Source organism: Qipengyuania xiapuensis (genome assembly GCF_019711395.1).
GTDB classification, from domain to species: domain Bacteria; phylum Pseudomonadota; class Alphaproteobacteria; order Sphingomonadales; family Sphingomonadaceae; genus Qipengyuania; species Qipengyuania xiapuensis.
The window spans coordinates 581,066-598,140 of the sequence record NZ_JAIGNL010000001.1 but is presented as its reverse complement, the minus strand read 5'-3'; the positions used below and the strand labels follow the sequence as shown (position 1 = coordinate 598,140).

General features: G+C 63.7%; 13 protein-coding genes and 1 tRNA gene. 3 read left to right on the top strand and 11 right to left on the bottom strand.

The window, feature by feature from the left end; translation table 11 throughout:
* Position 1: 1 nt before the first annotated feature.
* Together K3163_RS02950 and K3163_RS02945 are read right to left on the bottom strand one after the other, a co-directional pair.
* Positions 2-1,018: a mannose-1-phosphate guanylyltransferase gene (locus K3163_RS02950; protein WP_345719692.1), complete on the bottom strand. Its 1,017-nt coding sequence runs from the start codon at positions 1,016-1,018 to the stop codon at positions 2-4.
* Positions 1,019-1,078: 60 nt separating this feature from the next.
* The gene (locus K3163_RS02945) at positions 1,079-1,732 is read right to left on the bottom strand and encodes an energy transducer TonB (protein WP_247712443.1); all 654 of its coding nucleotides are present in this window, start codon (positions 1,730-1,732) and stop codon (positions 1,079-1,081) included.
* A gap of 153 nt (positions 1,733-1,885) precedes the next feature.
* Between K3163_RS02945 and K3163_RS02940 the strand changes: the two genes are divergently transcribed.
* Positions 1,886-4,675 carry an ATP-binding protein gene (locus K3163_RS02940; RefSeq protein WP_221552092.1) on the top strand — a complete coding sequence of 930 codons (2,790 nt, stop codon included), beginning with the start codon at positions 1,886-1,888 and terminating at the stop codon, positions 4,673-4,675.
* Between the two features lie 75 nt (positions 4,676-4,750).
* Here the strand turns inward: K3163_RS02940 and K3163_RS02935 are convergent, their stop codons facing one another.
* The 3 genes from K3163_RS02935 to K3163_RS02925 all read right to left on the bottom strand — a co-directional run bounded on the left by K3163_RS02935 (position 4,751) and on the right by K3163_RS02925 (position 10,712).
* Positions 4,751-8,158 (bottom strand): TonB-dependent receptor, encoded by a 3,408-nt coding sequence (locus K3163_RS02935; RefSeq protein WP_221552090.1) that lies wholly within the window; start codon positions 8,156-8,158, stop codon positions 4,751-4,753.
* A 255-nt stretch (positions 8,159-8,413) separates the two neighbouring features.
* On the bottom strand, positions 8,414-9,355 hold the full coding sequence (locus K3163_RS02930) for an isopenicillin N synthase family dioxygenase (RefSeq protein WP_221429283.1): 942 nt from the start codon (positions 9,353-9,355) through the stop codon (positions 8,414-8,416).
* 13 nt (positions 9,356-9,368) lie between these two features.
* On the bottom strand, positions 9,369-10,712 hold the full coding sequence (locus K3163_RS02925) for a NupC/NupG family nucleoside CNT transporter (protein WP_221429284.1): 1,344 nt from the start codon (positions 10,710-10,712) through the stop codon (positions 9,369-9,371).
* A 135-nt stretch (positions 10,713-10,847) separates the two neighbouring features.
* On the opposite strand from K3163_RS02925, the gene K3163_RS02920 reads away from it, so the two are divergent.
* Positions 10,848-11,540, top strand: a complete 693-nt coding sequence (locus tag K3163_RS02920) for a queuosine precursor transporter (protein WP_221429285.1) — start codon at positions 10,848-10,850, stop codon at positions 11,538-11,540.
* On the opposite strand, the gene K3163_RS02915 is transcribed toward K3163_RS02920, so the two are convergent.
* The 3 genes from K3163_RS02915 to K3163_RS02905 are packed head-to-tail and all read right to left on the bottom strand — an operon-like array spanning position 11,537 to position 14,486.
* Entirely contained in the window at positions 11,537-12,052 is a 516-nt protein-coding gene (locus tag K3163_RS02915) for a DUF421 domain-containing protein (protein WP_221552088.1), read from the bottom strand. The genes K3163_RS02920 and K3163_RS02915 overlap by 4 nt on opposite strands.
* A 32-nt stretch (positions 12,053-12,084) precedes the next feature.
* Positions 12,085-13,074: a radical SAM protein gene (locus tag K3163_RS02910; protein WP_221552086.1), complete on the bottom strand. Its 990-nt coding sequence runs from the start codon at positions 13,072-13,074 to the stop codon at positions 12,085-12,087.
* On the bottom strand, positions 13,071-14,486 hold the full coding sequence (locus tag K3163_RS02905) for a dihydrolipoyl dehydrogenase family protein (RefSeq protein ID WP_221552084.1): 1,416 nt from the start codon (positions 14,484-14,486) through the stop codon (positions 13,071-13,073). The genes K3163_RS02910 and K3163_RS02905 overlap by 4 nt, the downstream gene beginning before the upstream one ends.
* A gap of 109 nt (positions 14,487-14,595) precedes the next feature.
* Here K3163_RS02905 and K3163_RS02900 point away from each other — a divergent pair, with 109 nt between their 5' ends.
* Positions 14,596-15,621: an SDR family oxidoreductase gene (locus tag K3163_RS02900; protein ID WP_221552060.1), complete on the top strand. Its 1,026-nt coding sequence runs from the start codon at positions 14,596-14,598 to the stop codon at positions 15,619-15,621.
* Here K3163_RS02900 and K3163_RS02895 read toward each other — a convergent pair.
* From K3163_RS02895 to K3163_RS02885, 3 genes are all read right to left on the bottom strand, one after another.
* Complete coding sequence (locus K3163_RS02895; RefSeq protein ID WP_221552057.1) at positions 15,618-16,340, bottom strand: glycosyltransferase; 723 nt, start codon at positions 16,338-16,340, stop codon at positions 15,618-15,620. The two genes, K3163_RS02900 and K3163_RS02895, sit on opposite strands and share 4 nt — an antisense overlap.
* On the bottom strand, positions 16,337-16,912 hold the full coding sequence (locus K3163_RS02890; protein ID WP_221552048.1) for a TIGR04282 family arsenosugar biosynthesis glycosyltransferase: 576 nt from the start codon (positions 16,910-16,912) through the stop codon (positions 16,337-16,339). Before K3163_RS02890 ends, K3163_RS02895 begins: the two co-directional genes overlap by 4 nt.
* Positions 16,913-16,968: 56 nt before the next feature.
* Positions 16,969-17,044, bottom strand: a tRNA-Lys gene (locus K3163_RS02885).
* Between the last annotated feature and the right edge of the window lie 31 nt (positions 17,045-17,075).

Sequence of the window (17,075 nt, the reverse complement as noted above, 5' to 3'; positions counted from 1 at the left end):
CTCATGTCCGGTCTGCCGGGTTTAGCTGCCGTACCGACTGCGCCGCGTCGCGCGAGAGGACGAGGACCTCGTCCCCGTCGACCACGACGATCACGTCATCGAGCCCCACCACCGAGATGCGCGCCCCGTCGCTGACGGTCATGATATCGTCGGCACCGACCGCCTGCGTGTCGGGCGCGCACAGATCGAGACCTGCGGCCTCACGCGCGATCATGAGTGCATTCCAGTCGCCGATATCGGACCAGCCCATATTCGCGCTCACCACCGCTGCGCGCTCTGTCGCTTCCATCACTGCGTAATCGATACTTTCCGCGGCGATCCCACCGAAGGGCGCGGCGCCGGGGCAGAAGACATGACCTTCGCTACGGCCACCTGCGACCGCCTCGTCGATGAGCTTGGCCATCTCGGGACGATGCTTCGCCAGTTCGTCGAGGTAGTCGCCCGCCCGGAAGAGGAATATTCCCCCGTTCCAGACGAACTTGCCACTCGCGAGATAACTTTCGGCAGCCTCGCCGTCAGGCTTCTCGACGAAGCGGGACACGGCGTGACCCGTCTCCAGCGCCTCGCCCCGCTCGATATAGCCATAGCCGGTTTCAGGGCGGTCGGGAGCGATGCCGAAACAGACGAGCCTTCCCCGCTCTGCAAGGCTCTTCGCCGCCTCTACACCTTCGCGGAATGCATCTTCGTCGCCGATGTGATGATCGCTCGGGCAAACCAGCAGTACCGTCTCGCGCGGAACTCTTGCTGCAGCCAGCGCGATGGCAGGCGCGGTATTCTTCGCATGCGGTTCGACGATGAGGTGATGGCGGCCCGCCTGGTCTTCGATCATCGGGGTATGGGCGCCGCCGGCAACGACGATCGGGTCGGCAAATCGCGAGCGGTCGGCCACGCGGTCCAGCGTCTGCTGGAAGAGCGTGCGTTTGCCCAGGAGCGGGAGGAACGGCTTGGGCCTGTCGGGGCGGCTCAGCGGCCACAGGCGCGTGCCGCTTCCTCCGCACAGGACGACAGGCTGTATCACTTGCAATTCCTTATTCGGGCCGCTTCTTGCGCCCCTCCATAGGCAGTGCTTGTGCGCTTGTCAGTTGAAGAAACGCTGCCGGTAGTAGAACGGCGCTGGAACCGGATTACCCTGCGCATCTCGGGCCGGTTCGAAGCGGATTTGCTCGTAGGACAGGCGGCAGACGACCGCATCGGTCTCGGGGAACGGGCTTGGCCGGTAGATCGAACACGCTGTCACGCGGCCCTGCGCGTTCACCGTCAAACGTACGATCACCGATTCACCTATCCGTGCCTGGCGGCCACCGGGCGGGATGGGAAAGGCGCTGCTGTCGGTAATCGAGCGGATGAGCACGGGCTTCGTCGCTGCGACGCCGCCCTGCCCGCTGCCGCCACGCCCCGATCCGGTACCGGTGCCGCTTCCTGCCGCGCCCGTGCCATCGCCCGATTGCGTCGCGCCCGAAGTCGTTGCCGAACCCGTCGATGCGGCGCGCGGAACGGGCCGGTCCTCGCGGACCTGTTGCCGCGGAGTGGGCGCGGAGACCGGCTGCGGGACAGCTTCCTCGCCCGGATCGCCCTGCGCGCCCTCGTCGGGTTCGGGTTCGGTCACAGGGGTCTCTTCTTCGGGCGCAGAGACGGTCACCGTGAAAGCGGAAACCACCGTCTGCTCGACGCTCGCGACCGCGGTGGGCGCAAGCGCACGTATTAGTACGTAGAAGATTCCCAAGTGAATCAACAGTATAAGCACAATAACCCAGGGGTTGAGCCGCTTCCTGGTCGTGCTGAATCGGGTCGCCGTTTCGGACATGAAGCAAGAACGGGAGAAGCCGCCGGGACGTTCCGGCCAAATTTTTTCCCGCCAGCGCGCTTCACGACAGGGGACACGCCCATGGATTCCACCGCCGCCATCCTCCCCAGTTCCGACCGGAGGGGGAAAGCTCCCGCTGCAAATGCGCTCCTGCTCCCGCTGGCAGGACTGATCGCCTTCGCCGCCCTTGCCTATCTGAGCATCGCGCTGACCCGCGGAGAGGGGCGCATCGCTGTCGTCTGGCTGCCCAACGCACTGGCGGTCGCCTTCCTCCTGCGGTTTCGCGTGCCGCAGGAGGCGTTCTTCCTCGCTGCAATGTATGCCGGCAATTTGCTGGCGAATTTCTACGCGGGCGATTCCGCTTTCACCGCGGGTACCCTCGCGCTTGCCAATTCGGTCGAGATCCTGCTCGCGATCAGGCTCGTACGCCGCTGGTGCGGGCCGCGACCGGACATGTCCGACACCCACGATCTGGGCTACTTCATGGTTGCTGCCGGGCTCATCGCGCCGATGTGCTCAGCGCTGGTCGCCTCGGTCGCCCTGCTTGTTTCCGACGGACTTTCGCCAACGGCCGTGCTACGCTGGGCCGGGTCCGACGCGCTCGCAATGTTGATCCTCGCCCCCGGTGCCCTCGTCCTCCATGACGCACTGAGCAACCCGCGCATGCCGACACCGCGCGAGGCATTGGAATGGCTGGTACTGACCGGCTGCGGCACTACCCTGACCCTCGCCGTTTTCAACCAGACCCAATACCCGCTGCTGTTCCTCGTGCCGCCCATCGTGGTGGCCCATGCCTTCAGGCTGGGGGCGCTCGGGACCGCCTTCTCCACTCTGAAGGTCGCCCTGATCGCGCTGGTCTTCACCCAGCTTGGCAAGGGACCGATCAATCTCCTGCCCGTACCGATGGCCATGCAATTGCTGGTCCTCGAAACATTCCTGGCGTCCGCAATGGTCGTCGGCCTGCCCATAGCCGCCGTGCTGGCCACTCGGGATAGGGCCCGCATGGAACTCGATGCAGGCAGGCAGCAACTCGCCCTGCTCGCCGACAACATCACCGACGCGATCCTGCGCTTCGACTTGGACGGAAAGTGCACCTACGCCTCGCCCTCGGTGGAGACCGTGCTCGGCCTGCCGCCCGGCGATTTCCTCGGAAAGAGCGCCGGTGAACGGGTTCATCCGGAAGCTACGCGGGCGATCCATGACGTCCAGGAAGCTCTCCTGACCGGCAAGAAGGACAAGGAGCGCTTCACCTACCGCCGCTACCTCGATGCCGAGGACGGGAGCGCGGTCCATATCGAGGCAGATTGCGCGGTCGCATTCAATTTCGAGACGGGCGAGCGCGAGGGCATCATAGTGTCGGCACGCGATGTCACCACCCGCGTCGAGCTCGAAGGCCGCCTCAAGCGTGCCACCCGCCATGCCGAGAACGCCGCACGCGCCAAGGCGGAATTCCTTGCCAACATGAGCCATGAAATCCGCACGCCCATGAACGGCGTACTCGGGTTTGCCGACCTGCTCTCGCGGATGGATCTCGACGAGGACGCGAAACGCTATGCGCAGCTCATCGTGCGTTCGGGACGCTCGATGATGATGCTGCTCAACGACATTCTCGACATCTCGAAGATCGAATCGGGCAAGCTGGTGCTCAATTACGAGCGGGTCGACATCGCCCAGCTGGTCGCCGATTGCGCGCACCTCCACCACGAGGGTGCCGAGCGGAAGGGAATATCGCTTGTCACCACTGCCGAGCCCGACCTGCCGCAGTGTGTGCACAGCGATCCGCTGCGGCTGAGGCAGATCCTCCTCAACCTCCTCGGCAATGCGGTGAAGTTCACGGAAAGCGGAACCGTCTCGCTAACGGTCGAGAGCGAGGGTGAGACGCTGGCCTTCGTCGTCGAGGACAGCGGGATCGGCATTGCTCCGAAACGCCTCGAGAATATTTTCGCACCCTTCGTGCAGGAAGAGGCCACCACAACGCGCCGCTTCGGCGGCACCGGGCTCGGCCTCAGCATCTCGCGCCAGCTCGCCGAACTGCTCGGCGGATCGCTTACGGCCGATTCCATGCCGGGGCTGGGCTCGCGCTTCACCCTGCGCATCCCGATGAAGGCAGCGGATGGCGCGAAAAAGGAAGCTGCCGGTACCGGACGCAGGGCGACCGATGTCGATCGGCCTAACCGCGGTCGGGTCTTGCTTGCCGAGGACCACGATGTGAACCGCATGCTGGCGACCGCCATGCTCGAGGAGCTCGGGCAGGACGTCGTCGTTGCGCAAGACGGTCTCGAGGCTGTCGAGGCCGTGCTCTCGGAAGTCGAGAAGGACACCAGCTTCGACCTCGTCCTCATGGACATCCAGATGCCCGGTTGCGATGGTTATTCGGCGACCCGGATGATCCGCGATAGCGGTGTCGGGCCCGAAAGCCTGCCGATCATCGCGCTCACGGCCAATGCCTTTCCCGAGGATGTCGCTGCGGCACAGGATGCAGGAATGCAGGCGCATCTCGCAAAGCCCCTCGTCTTCGAAGATCTGTCGAAGGCACTCGCCCGCTGGATGCCGGTCCGGATCGTCGACGAAAGCGCGGCTGCCCCTGCGAGCCTCTCAACTCCACGCAAGTCTCCCGAGATGATGGCCCGCTGGAGCGAGCGCCGAAAAGAGGCGATCCAGGCCGTGACGGAGGCGCTGGGAGGCAATGAGCTCGAAGGCGCTCGGATCGAGGAGCTGGCACGTACGGTGCACAAGCTGGCCGGTACGGCCGCCATGTTCGGCGAACCGGGGCTCGGGAAGAAGGCGGCCGCGCTTGAGCGCGCGCTGCGGTCCGGCGTGGAACCTGACATTCGCAGGCAGCTTGCAGAGGAGCTACTCGACGCGGCCTGACACCGGGTCACACTCAGGCAAAGAAAAAGGGCGACCCCGAGGGGCCGCCCTTTCCTGTTCGGTATGATCGAAGGATCAGAACTCGTAGCGAGCGCCGACCTGGATCTTCCAGGCCGAACCCGAGATCGAGATCGACTGGTCATCATCGGGGTTGAAGTTGTCGATGATGTAGCGGCCTTCATCGTCATAATCCGCGAACGAAGTCGGGATGTCGAAGTTGAAGATCACGCGGTTTGCTTCGCTGTCGATCATGTTCAGGACGTTGTCGAAATCGGCGAAGATTTCGAGACGGTCGTCGACGAGGCCGGTCAGCTTGCCGAAGAACGGCAGTTCCTGGCTGATGCGCATGTCGAGATCGTACGACCACGGGTTACGGCAGGTGTTACGCTCGATGCTTGCACCCGGCGTGAACTCGCAGCCCGACGCGTTGACGTAATCGATCAGTTCCTGGACCGCGGTCGGATCCGACTGCGGCGAGAGGAACGGATCGTTGATGCCCGACGGGACGTAGAGCAGTGCGTTGTCCGAACCCGACGCGCTGTCGTTGAAGACGCTGCCGCCGTCGAAGACGAGGCTGTACGGACGGCCCGAACGGGCGCGGAAGAACAGACCCAGCTGCGTTGCGTAGTCGCCGAAGAACTTCTCGCGGAAGCTGATCGCTGCCGTGATGTTGTGACGCGTTTCGAAGTTCGAGGTCGAAACGGCCGGGTTCTGGCGATCGAAGGCTGCGGTACGGTCGTACGACGAGGTCGCAGTCGACGAAGCGACGTCACGGTTGTTGCTCGAGTCCGTGAAGGCGTAGCCGAAGCGGACGTTGACGCTACCACCGTCGGTGATGATGCCACCGTCGAAGCGCTTCGAAAGCAGCATCGAGGCGATGTGGCTTTCATAGCTCGGGCCGTTGGTCAGCTGGATGAAGTCATCCAGGCGCGTACCGAAGCAGTCACCGGTCAGGTTGTCGTAGACCGGCGGCGTGCCACCCGTGCCAACGAGCGTTGCGTTACAACCGGAACGGTTGATGTCGAGCGCGTCGTAGATCGGACGACCGTCGATGGTGTAGCCGTTGAGGCCTTCATCGGGGTTCGGAGCCTGCACCAGGTCGACGAAGTTCAGCGTGTCGTTGAACCGCGAGTAGATGTAGTCGAGGTTCAGGCGCCAGCCGCTGAAGAAGCCGGTGTCGGTGCCGATGTCGCTGGCGAAGCCGAGGTTCGCACGAACGACGGTCGGAACGTCGAAGTCCGGATCGGTCGACTGGACGTCACCACCGCCCTGAGCAGCGGTAGCCGAACCGGAGTCGGTCACACACTGCGGGAAGCCGGTGAAGTTGCCCTGTGCGTCCAGAACGTTGGTCGGCGTGGTCGAGCAGAACACCGAGGTGCCCAGCGCGGTCGAGAAGCCGTTGTTCGAGAACGCGTTCGAGAAGTACACGACCGGGTCGCCGCCCGAGAACACGCAAACACCGCCGGTGATGCGCGAGTTCGAGAAGAACCCGTCATTGTCGAGTTCGTAGGTGGCGCTCAGGCGCGGCAGCAGGACCGGGTCCAGCTTGCCGAACGAGTTGGCGTTGGTGAAGCCGAAGCGATCGAAGAACGCCGGGTTCGTGCGCGGTGCGTCACCGTCGTAGATCTGGACGCGAAGGCCGGCAGTAACGCTCAGCTGGTCGGTCGCCTGCCACTCGTCCTGTGCGTAGAACGAGTAGATGTTGCGGTTGAAACGCGCGGCGGCTTCGTTGATGTCGCCGGTCGGCGTGGCGTTGATGTCAGCGCCGTATGCCTGGCCGGTGGCGATTTCGAACGCGTTCGGGAAGAACTCGAAGCCCTGGCTCAGGACACCGTTTTCGAAGTCGTCGAGGTTGGCGAAGTACAGCGTACCGGTCGCGTTGATGGCGAACAGGTTGTAGACTTCGAGCGAGTTGGCTTCGGCACCGATCTTGAACAGGTGGTCGCCAGCATCGATGTTGATCTGGAACTTCGCCTGGTCGATCTGCGTGTCGAGCTGGTTGGCCGAACGGAAGATGCCCGGGCCGGTGCTCAGCACGCCGTAGTTGAATTCGCCCGGATCGTTCGCGTCGGGGACCTGGGTACCGACTGCGAGACGCACGGTCGGGTTGGCCGACTGTGCTTCACCGAAGCCGACCGGACCCTGCTTGTCGCCAACTTCTGCGCGGCTGAGGCGCAGCTCGGTCGAAACCTTGTCGCTCCAGTCCGAGTAGAGACGGACCGAGTAGTAGTCCGAGATCGTGCCTTCGTCTTCGAACGAGTTCAGGCCGGTGATGTTGCCACCGCCGAAGTCGGGTTCGATGTTCGATTCCTCGAGGCGCTGGTAGGTCGCTTCGAGACGATGGTCGTCGGTGATGTAGGCGTCGATACGACCGAAGTAGCGGACGCTGGTTTCGTCCAGGGTGCGCGGATAGCCGCCGACATCCTGGCCGTAGACGTCACGTGCGATCTGCGCGAAGCGATCGAACTGTGCCTGCGTCACACCGAATTCGGGGTTCGCGAAACCGCCGCCGAGGGGACCTTCGTCGTTCGCGTCGCCGAGATCGGTTTCTTCGTAGCCTGCGTAGAAGAACAGGCGGTCCTTGATGATCGGGCCGCCGAGGGTGACACCCCAGCGCTCTTCGCTACCCGACGAAAGGGGCACTTCCTCGCCATCCGGACGGATGATCGTGTCGGCCAGCATGCTGTCGTCGTAATAGGTGTAGAAGGCCGAACCGTGGAATTCGTTCTGGCCCGACTTGGTGACGACGTTCACGAGACAGCCCGTGAAGTCCGAGTATTCGACGTCGAACGGTGCGAATTCGACCGAGGTCTCACGAACCACGTCGTAGGGAAGCGGCAGCGAGTTACGCGCTGCGAACGGGGTGCCGTTGAGACCGAACACGTCGGCCTGGACGATACCGTCGACGGTGAAGGTGTTCGAACGGTCGTTACCGCCGAGGCACGAGATACGATCGACTTCGTCGGCGCGCTCGAGGCTGACACGCGGGTCAAGACGGATGATGTCGCGAACGTCGCGCGAAAGGCTCGGGAAAGCTTCGAGGGTCGCTTCGCCGAATGCGGTGCCCGGGCCGACAGCGAGCTGCTGGACGTTGGCACGTGCGCCGGTGACGACGATCACGTTCTCTGCCGCGCTCTGCGTCAGTTCGAAGGTGAAGCTGGTGTTACCCGAAACGGTGATGAACTGGCCTTCGACGGTCTGACCTTCGAAGCCGTCCGCCTGCGCGGTGACCGTGTAGGGACCGCCCGGAACCAGCGAGCCGACGCGGAACGAGCCGTCCGGGCCCGAGGTAAGGACGCTGCTCTGGCCGGTACGCGTGTCGGTGACGGTGACCGTCGCGCCCTGGATCGCAGTGCCGCTGTCGCTGACGACCTGGCCTTCGATGCCCGAGGTGATCTGCTGCGCCGCAGCAGGTGCAGCGACCATGGCGGCCGTTGCAGAAAGGCTGACCGCACTTGCGGCCAAGAGATACTTGAACTTCATCGGAGAAGACCCCTTCGTCTTGTCGGATAAAAAAATCGGATGCACTTAACGATGCGCAGCCCCGCTAGGCTGACGATGTTTCGCCAAAGCTATCCTTTTATGACAGAGTCAAGACAACGCACCCGCCCCTGTGGAGGGTGAGCCACGAAATTGCAAAAAAACGTTGTTTTTCTGCGCTTTACCGCTGTTGCAAAAACCACACAGCTGTCAAAAAGATTCGTTTTCTAACGAAACTCGTGTGCGACGGGCTGTGCCTCAGGCGAGATTGATTTCGCGCAGGCGCTGCAGCAGGAACTCGTGGCTAGAGATCGGCTCGGGGTGATCGGTCGGATTCTCCGGGTCGATGCACGAGGGCAGCGTCTCGATCACGTAGTCCGGGCGGAAGTGCAGGAAGAAGGGCATCGAATAGCGTGCCCGGTATGCAGCTTCGCCGCGCGGATTGACGACGCGGTGCGTGGTCGAACGCAGCTTGCCGTTGGTCAGCCGGTCGAGCATGTCGCCCACGTTGATCACCAGCGCGCCCTCCGGCACGTCGACGGCTTTCCACTCGTCCTGCTTGGTCAGCAGTTCGAGCCCTGCCTCTTCGGCACCGAGCAGCAGCGTGATCGTGTTGATGTCGCCATGTGCGGCAGCGCGGATAGCGCCCTCGGCCTCTTCGCCCTCGAGCGGCGGATAACGCAGCAGGCGCATGACCGAGTTCCCGTCCTCGACAGTGGCGGCGAAGAATTCGCGCGGCAGTCCGAGGTGGATGGCGATCGCTTCGAGCACCTTCCCACCGGCAGTTTCGAATGCGGAGTAAAGCTCGCTGAAAGTCTTGCGGAAACCGTCGACTTCATCGGGCCAGACATTGTCCGCCATGAATTCGGCGAGCGGGTGGCCCTCGGGAAGTTCGCGGCCGACGTGCCAGAATTCCTTGAGGTCGTGGACGTTGGCGTCCTTGGCCTTCTCGGTGCCGAAGGGCGTGTAGCCACGTGCGCCGCCGCCGCCGGGAATGTGATAGGCCTTCTTCACATCCTCGGGCAGCGCGAAGAATTCCTTCGACAGCTCTTCGGCGCGATCGATCAGCTCCTGCGGGATGCCGTGGTCGCGGATCACGGCAAAGCCGTATTCCTGGAAGCTGCGGCCGATCTCGTCGGCAATGCTCTCGAGCGGCTGTGCCAGCGACACAACCGCGATGTCGGTGTTCGAATCGGTCATAATGGTGCGCCCTTTAATACGGGAGGAAGATCCCCGCCAGCGCTGCGCTCATCAGGTTGGCGAGGCTGCCGGCGGCGAGCGCGCGAATACCCAGCTTTGCAATCACCGGTCTTTGATTTGGCGCAAGGCCGCCCGTGACGGCCATCTGGATGGCGATCGAGCTGAAATTGGCAAAGCCGCACAGCGCAAAGGTTACGATGGCGCGGCTGCGATCGGTCAGCGCGCCCGCTTCCATCGCACCCAGCTCGATGAAGGCCACGAACTCGTTCAATACGATCTTGGTGCCGAACAGGCCGCCTGCGAATTGCGCCTGGCTCCAGTCGGATATGCCGATCATGTACATGACGGGCGCGAAGACATAGCCGAGCAGCTGCTGGAAGGTGACGTCGGGATAGCCGATCAGTCCGCCGATCCCGCCGAGCACGCCATTGGCGAGCGCGACCAGCGCGACGAAGACCATGACCATCGCACCCACCGCCACGGCCAGCTTCACGCCGGTCTGGGTGCCCTGTGCCGCAGCTTCGATCACGTTGGCGGGCCTGTGGCCCTCCTCGAATGTCTCTGCGACCTCGACCTCGTGCGGCTTGCCGCTTTCGGTGAGGGCTGCCGGACCTTCTGCGCTGATGCGGGCATCGGGCAGCTTGATCTCGCCTTCGGTGCCGGCAAGCTCGGCCGCGTCGCGCGCGAGATCGCTCTCGTCGTCGGGCATGATGATCTTGGCCATCAGGATCCCGCCGGGGGCCGACATGAAGGCCGCTGCGAGCAGGAAGGGGACGGCTTCGGAGCCGATGAAGCTGGCATAGGCCGCGAGGATCGTGCCCGCGACACCCGCCATGCCGACGCTCATGAGCGTGAACAGGCGGCTCGGCGTGAGGGCTGCGAGATAGGGACGCACGACCAGCGGGCTCTCCGACTGGCCGACGAAGATGTTGGCAGCGCTACCCAGCGCCTCGACCTTGCTGATGCCCGTGATCCAGCCGATCGCACCGCCGACCCAGCGCACGAGGCGCTGCATGATGCCCCAGTGATAGAGGATCGAGACAATCGCCGCGAAGAAGACGATGACCGGCAGGGCGGCGATCACGAAGGTGTTGGTGAAGGGGTTCGAACCCATCGGTCCGAACACCGCCTCGATCCCGATCTTCGAATAGTCGAGCAGGGCGATGACGCCGTTCGACATGCCCTCGATCAGCTGGACGCCCCAGGGCGTGCGCAGGACCAGCAACGCCATGACCGCCTGCAGCGCGAATGCCGCGCCCACGACCCGCAGCTTGATGCGCTTCTTGCCCGTCGACAGGAGGAAAGCGATCGCCAGGATGGCGATGATACCGAGAATATTGATGACCACTGGCGGCATGCCGACCCCTCTGGCTACGCGACTAGTTGCGGATGAAATCAGCCGCTGTCTTGCGCGGCGGGCCCGCTTAGTCAATTTTCGCGCCCGATTCCAGCTTCGGCTATCACCAGACGATAAGGGGCGCAAAACGCCAGCATGACCGACCAACCGGCCAACGAAACCCGCCTCGCGGCAGCCGCAATGCCTCTGGGGCTCTTCGTTTACACGCTGCTTTATGGCGGGATGACCGTGCTTGCAGGCGTGCTCGCGTTCAAGCAGGTGCAGCTCTACCCGACTGATCTTGCTGTCGAGGCAGGCATCTTCGCCTTCCTGCTGCTGGTGGTCATTTCCAGCACGCTTGCCCAGCTATATGGTGAGAAACTGGCCAATCGCATCGTCTGGTGGGGCTTCGTGCCGCTGCTGATTGCATCGCTGCTGATGCAACTGGTGCTCAACCTGCCCGCTTCGACCGAAATGGTCGAATTCCGCAGCGACGACCTTGCCGCCTTCGAACGCGTTCACGCGACGCTCTGGCGTGTATGGGCCGCCGGACCTGCCGCCTATATCGTCTCGCTGCTGCTCAACGTGTGGATCTTCTCGCGCCTGCGCGGGAAATCGGAAGGTGCCTCGACCTTCTCGCTGATGGTGCGCGGCGCGATCGCATCTGCCCTCAGCCAAGCGATCGATTCGGTGATCTTCATTACGCTCGCCTTCTACGGCCAGTTCGAGATTACCAACCTCCTCATCGGCCAGGTCATCGCCAAGGTCGCGCTCAGCATCGTGCTTGTGCCGTTCCTGATCACCGGCGGTGTCGCTTTCGCGAAGTGGCTCGACGCGCGGAAGGGCTAAGTCTCGCGGACATTCTCGACGAGAGTTTCATCGAGCCTGTCGCCGTGAAGCACCGAGACGTCACCGGTGGTCTCCAGCACAACTGCTCGAACTTCGGATAGCGAGAGCACATTCGCTTCGCGTAGCTTGGCGATCACGTCGCTGCGCGCGACGCGGGTGGACTTGAGCGCATCCTCGCAGAACTCGCCGTCGCGCATCAGGAAGACGGGTTCGTTCTGGATCGCTTGTTCGAAGGCATCCGAATCCTTGCGCGCCCGCGCCACCAGCCATTGGACAAGGAACAGCCCGGCCATCGCCGACAGGCACTGCCCGAAGACCACCCACTTGTCCGCCGTGACGGCGGCTGCGAGGACCGAACCGAGCGCCACGGTCATGACGAAGTCGAAATTCGTCATCTTGGAGAGCGAGCGCAATCCGACGATGCGGATCAGCAGCATGACCCATGCGAGGCCGACAACGGACAGGACGAAGCCGCGCGCGGCGAGATCGGCGAGTGTGTTTTCGAAGAACATGCCCTCTTAACGGGCACTTGGGCATTTGGCTCCTAGGCCGAACAACTTGCCCCGCCGAGGACGCAGAAACGCGCGCAATGCGGATGGTTCAGCGGGACATCTCCGCTCGCCTCTGCCAGCGTTTCACCGAGATCGAACCCATCATCATAGGGAATGAGGGTGCAGGCGACGACGCGCGGGCTTGCCTCGCCCTTGCGGTGCACCACCATGCGGCTCGATGCGCACATTATGTCCGACGGCGACTTACCGAGGATGCCCCAGCATTCGGTGGTGATCTCGGCGATGTCCTTTTCCTCGTCCATTTCGGGAAAGAGGACGAGGCGTGCGGGATCGCGTGCGTCGATCGCGATGCCTTCGCGCTCGAACAGGGCAGCGTAGCTATCACGCGCGGCCGGTTCGCCTTCTTCGGGCAGGAGACGACCTGCAACGGCAATCGAGAAACCGTTTTCGCTCAGCCAGCGCAGGCCCTCGATGGCCGGCTCCCAGCTGCGCTGTCCGCGTTCGCCCTCGTGAACTTCGCGGCTGTGATGATCGAGACTGACGCGGAGCGTGAGGCGATCGCCGTGCCTTTCGTGCAGACCGAGAAGCGCTGCTTCGTGCCGCCGCATCGGCTTCATCGCATTGGTGAGAACGAGGGCTTCGAAGCCGCCGCCCAGCGCATCCTCGAGCATGCCGAGCATATCGGGGTTCATGAAGGGCTCTCCTCCGGTGAACCCGATCTCGCGCGTGCCCATGCCTTTCGCCTCGGCGAGATAGCGCGCCGCGTGCGCCCGCGAAAGGTACACCAGCGCATCGTTGGTGGGGCTGCTCTCGATATAACAGGTCGCGCAGGCGAGATTGCAGAGGGTGCCGGTGTTTAGCCAGAGCGTGTCGAGCTTCTCCAGCGGCACCGAGGCGCGCTGTTCGCCCTTGGCCGTCAGCAGCGGATCGCTGAATTTCTCGCGCGGGAGCGGTGCGGCCTCCACCGCGAAGGGCGAAGGTCCGACCGGCGCGTTTCGCGACTTCGCCCGGGTGGCATTCACGAAAAGCGTCTCCGCAAGGAAGCGACGAAACCGGCATACTTCTTCGGGATCGATCCGAAGACGGTCGGCTCCCACGCGGTGAAGGCAGCCGCCTTCGAGATCTCGCTGCGGGTGGGATAGGCGATGATTGCCGAGCCGAGCGCAAAGGTGCTGCTCTTGCCGGTGATCGATTGCGAGAAGGGCAGGAGGAGTTCGCCTGCATTCTTGCCCACTATGCTGGCGCCGAGCACCTTCTTGCCCTTGAGCACCAGCTTCAGGTGACCCTTGTCGTTGCCCTCGGCGAGGCTGCGTTCGTTGTCGTGGAACGTCTCCTTGACCACGGTGACCTTTTCGCCGTGCTTTTCGCGCGCTTCCCTTTCGGTCATGCCAATCTGCGCGACTTCGGGGTCGGTGTAGGTGCACCAGGGAAGCGCCGACCAGTCGACCTTGGTCGGCACGCCGAGCGTGATTTCGAGCGCGACATTCGAGCCTTCATAACCCGAGACATGCGTGAGCCGCGGGCCATTGCGGCAATCGCCGATGGCGTAGATGCCCTTCACCGAGGTGCGCCTGCGGTCATCGACCTTGATACCACCGCGATCCATTTCGACGCCGATGTCTTCCAGGCCGAAACCCTTGCAGCGAGGCGTGCGGCCGACCGCGATGAGGAGGTGCGAACCTTCGACGGTTTCGTCTTCCGTGTGGAGGCGGATCGCGCCTTCCTTGCCCTCGACCTTTTTCGCGAGCCCCTTCACGAAGCGAACGCCCTCGCCCTCCATCGTCTCGCGGACCACGGCCACGCTGTCGGGATCGTCGCGCCCCATCAGCTCGCCCGGCTCGACCACGGTCACGGCGCTGCCGAGGCGGCGGAAACTCTGCGCCATCTCCATGCCGATCACGCCGCCACCCACGATCACGAGGTGATCGGGCAGCGCATCGAGATCGAAGATGTTCTCGTTGGTGAGGTAGGGCGTTGCGTCGATATTTTCGATCGGCGGGACTGCGGGCTTGGAGCCGGTCGCGATGACGATACGCGGTGCCCGCAAGGTGCGTCCGCCGACTTCAACCGTCTGCGGGCCGGTGACCTTGGCCCAGTCGCGGATGACCTCGCAGCCCATTTCCTCGAAGCGTTCTTCGCTATCGTGCGGGGCGATCGCGGCGATGGCATCGTGGATGTGCTTGTGAACGCCGGTCCACTCGACTTTCGGCGGCTGCAGCGTGATGCCGTAGCGCTCGCTCTCGTTCGCTTCGGCTGCGCGCTTTGCGGCGGCGATCAGGGCCTTGGACGGTACGCAACCATCGTTGAGGCATTCCCCGCCCATCTTGCGCGCTTCGATCAGCGCGACGTCGAGGCCGAACAGTGCGCACCCTCCGGCTGCGGTGAGACCGGCAGCTCCGCCGCCGATCACGATAACGTCATGCGTGAATTTCATCGCTTGCTCCGTAACCGAATTTGCGAGAGATGCGAAAGCCCCAGTGCAGTTCGCACTCCTCCATTCGCCGACGGGAAGCATCAGGTTACATGGGCTCCGCGCACATCTCGTGAATATTCTCGTCACCGGAGCGGCCGGCCTGCTGGGCGGCGAGGTCTGCAAGCGACTGGCCGATGCGGGCCACCGCGTGACCGCGCTCGTCCATAACAATCCCGAAGTGCGGGCGAACGACGGCAGTCTCGTCGACGTCGCCACGATCAAGGGAGACGTGTCGTGCGAGAAGTTGGGCTGGGACCAGGCGACTTGCGCCTCGGTGGCCGACGGTCACGACCTCATAGTCCACTGCGCAGCGACTGTGCGCTTCGACCTCGCGGAGGCCGACTACAGCTCGGTCAATGTCGACGGCGTCGCGAATGTCCTCGCGCTCGCGGAGGCGGGTTCGATGGCCTTCCTCCATGTCTCGACCGCCTACGTCTGCGGCACGCGAGACGGCCCCATTCTCGAAAGCGATCCATTGCCCGCGAGCGGCTTCGCCAATGGCTACGAGGCGAGCAAGGCAGCGGGCGAACGCCTCGTCCGCTCCAGCCCTGTGCGCTGGGCCATCGCGCGCCCCTCGATCGTGGTGGGCGAGCACCAAAGCGGCCGCATCCGCCAGTTCGATACGACCTATGCGGCATTCAAGCTGATCGCCGAAGGCCGCGTGCGCCACATGCCCGCCCGCGCCGGAGCAACGCTCGATTTCGTCCCGCTCGACCATGTCGTGCGCGGCATCGTGGCCATCGCCAGCGACATGGAGCGCGCAATGGGCGGCACGTTCCATCTCGTTTCGGCCCAGCCGCTTCCGGTGGAGCGTTTTACCGGCTTGATCGGCGCCTACCCGCAGTTCCACGAGCCCGAACTTGTCGCTCCGAAGAAGTTCGACGCTTCGATGCTTCCCGCGCTCGAGCGGCGGCTCTTCAAGCGAGTTGCCGGTCTCTACGCAAGCTACTTCCAGCGCGATCCCGAATTCGACGACAGCCAGTTCCGCGCGTTTGTCGGAGCGTCATGTCCGGAAACCGGCGAGCCCTTCATCGAGCGCCTGATCGACTATTGCGTCGAGGACGGCTTCCTCAGGCCGAGCGACGCTTCGGCCTAACGCACGTCGGGATAGTGCTGCGCCATGCGGCCACGCAGCCCGAAGGCCCAGAGCATACCGACCTTGAAATAGATCCAGTTGGCCTTGAGCGCGCCCCATTCGGCGATCCGGCGGTCGGAAGTATAGACCCGCCGCGGCACCATCTTCACGCGTCCGCGCTGCGCCAGCTTCACGCACAGATCGGCCTCTTCCATCACCTGGTCGCCCGGCGTGCAGCCGCCCACGGCAATGAAATCCGCTCGACGAAAGAACATCGCGTGATCGCCGAAGAGCAGGCGAACGCCGCGCACAAACAGGTGCGGCCGCGTGATCAGCGGAGCGTACCAGGTCTTCGCCCAGTTATGGATAGTCGTGCCCCAGCGCGTCTTCTTAGGGCCGCGAATGACGGGCGTGAAGCTCGCCAGAGCGATGCGCTGGTCGGCAAGCGTCTCTTCGATAACTTGCACCATGTCGGCTGGCGGATGCGTATCGGCATGGACTACGCACACGATCTCGCCGCGCGCCGCTTCGACCCCATTGTTGATCTGGAGCGCCCTTCCCTTTTCGCTTTCGATCACTCGCCATCCCGCTTCGCGCGCGATCTCGCAGGTCCGGTCGGTGCTACCCCCGTCGACGAGCATGATCTCGGCGGGCTTCGGGTCAAGTCGCTCGAACAAAGCGACCAGCTCGGGCAGCACCCTTTCCTCGTCGAGCGTCGGCACGAGGAGCGTGACGCTCATTCGAATTCGGGCCAGGCGGCGAGGTCTTCGCCGGTATCGATATCGGCCAGTTCAGGCAGGATCGCCGGGCCGTATCCGCGCTCAGCGAGCCGGGTGAGCGTTTCGGGCAGCACCTTGGGTGTGCTCCATTCCATGTCCTCGAACAGGAAGGGCACCGGCTCGGTGAAACCGATCAGGTAATAGCCGCCGTCATTGGCTGGCCCGAGCACGACACGGCGGTCATCCAGCGCGCCCGCCGCAGCCTGGAGCAGCGGCACGGAAATGCCCGGACAGTCGCTTCCGATAAGGAGGGCCGGCGCTTCGACACGCGCCATCTTCGCGCCGAGATCGCCGCCACCCTGGTCGACCACGGCGACATTGCTTCCGAACAGCGAATGGAATGCCTCCACCTCGCCCCCGGTCACGCGCAGTTCGAAGTCGAGCCCGCTTTCCTTCGCGACTTCAACAGTATGCGCCAGCAGCCGCGCATAGATTCGCGCGGCCCCTTCCTCGCCCACGGCTGGAACGAGCCGCGTCTTCACCTGCCCCGGCACAGGGAGGCGCGCGAAAATCGAAAGCTTGGGAGAAACCATTCCCGCCACGATAGCGCTGCGAATGCAGGTTGGAAGGCGGAAATGGAGAAAAAAGGTGGTGAGCCGTGCTGGGTTCGAACCAGCGACCTACTGATTAAAAGTCAGTTGCTCTACCAACTGAGCTAACGGCCCGACCACGGCGCCCACCTAGTTACGGTTGTCG

Excerpts from the sequence above, each read along its gene's own strand:
- K3163_RS02935 (WP_221552090.1), bottom strand. The coding sequence starts at position 8,158 with ATGAAGTTCAAGTATCTCTTGGCCGCAAGTGCGGTCAGCCTTTCTGCA.
- K3163_RS02925 (WP_221429284.1), bottom strand. The coding sequence starts at position 10,712 with ATGCCGCCAGTGGTCATCAATATTCTCGGTATCATCGCCATCCTGGCG.
- K3163_RS02895 (WP_221552057.1), bottom strand. The coding sequence starts at position 16,340 with ATGAGCGTCACGCTCCTCGTGCCGACGCTCGACGAGGAAAGGGTGCTG.
- K3163_RS02890 (WP_221552048.1), bottom strand. The coding sequence starts at position 16,912 with ATGGTTTCTCCCAAGCTTTCGATTTTCGCGCGCCTCCCTGTGCCGGGG.
- K3163_RS02940 (WP_221552092.1), top strand. The coding sequence starts at position 1,886 with ATGGATTCCACCGCCGCCATCCTCCCCAGTTCCGACCGGAGGGGGAAA.
- K3163_RS02920 (WP_221429285.1), top strand. The coding sequence starts at position 10,848 with ATGACCGACCAACCGGCCAACGAAACCCGCCTCGCGGCAGCCGCAATG.
- K3163_RS02915 (WP_221552088.1), bottom strand. The coding sequence starts at position 12,052 with ATGTTCTTCGAAAACACACTCGCCGATCTCGCCGCGCGCGGCTTCGTC.
- K3163_RS02930 (WP_221429283.1), bottom strand. The coding sequence starts at position 9,355 with ATGACCGATTCGAACACCGACATCGCGGTTGTGTCGCTGGCACAGCCG.
- K3163_RS02905 (WP_221552084.1), bottom strand. The coding sequence starts at position 14,486 with ATGAAATTCACGCATGACGTTATCGTGATCGGCGGCGGAGCTGCCGGT.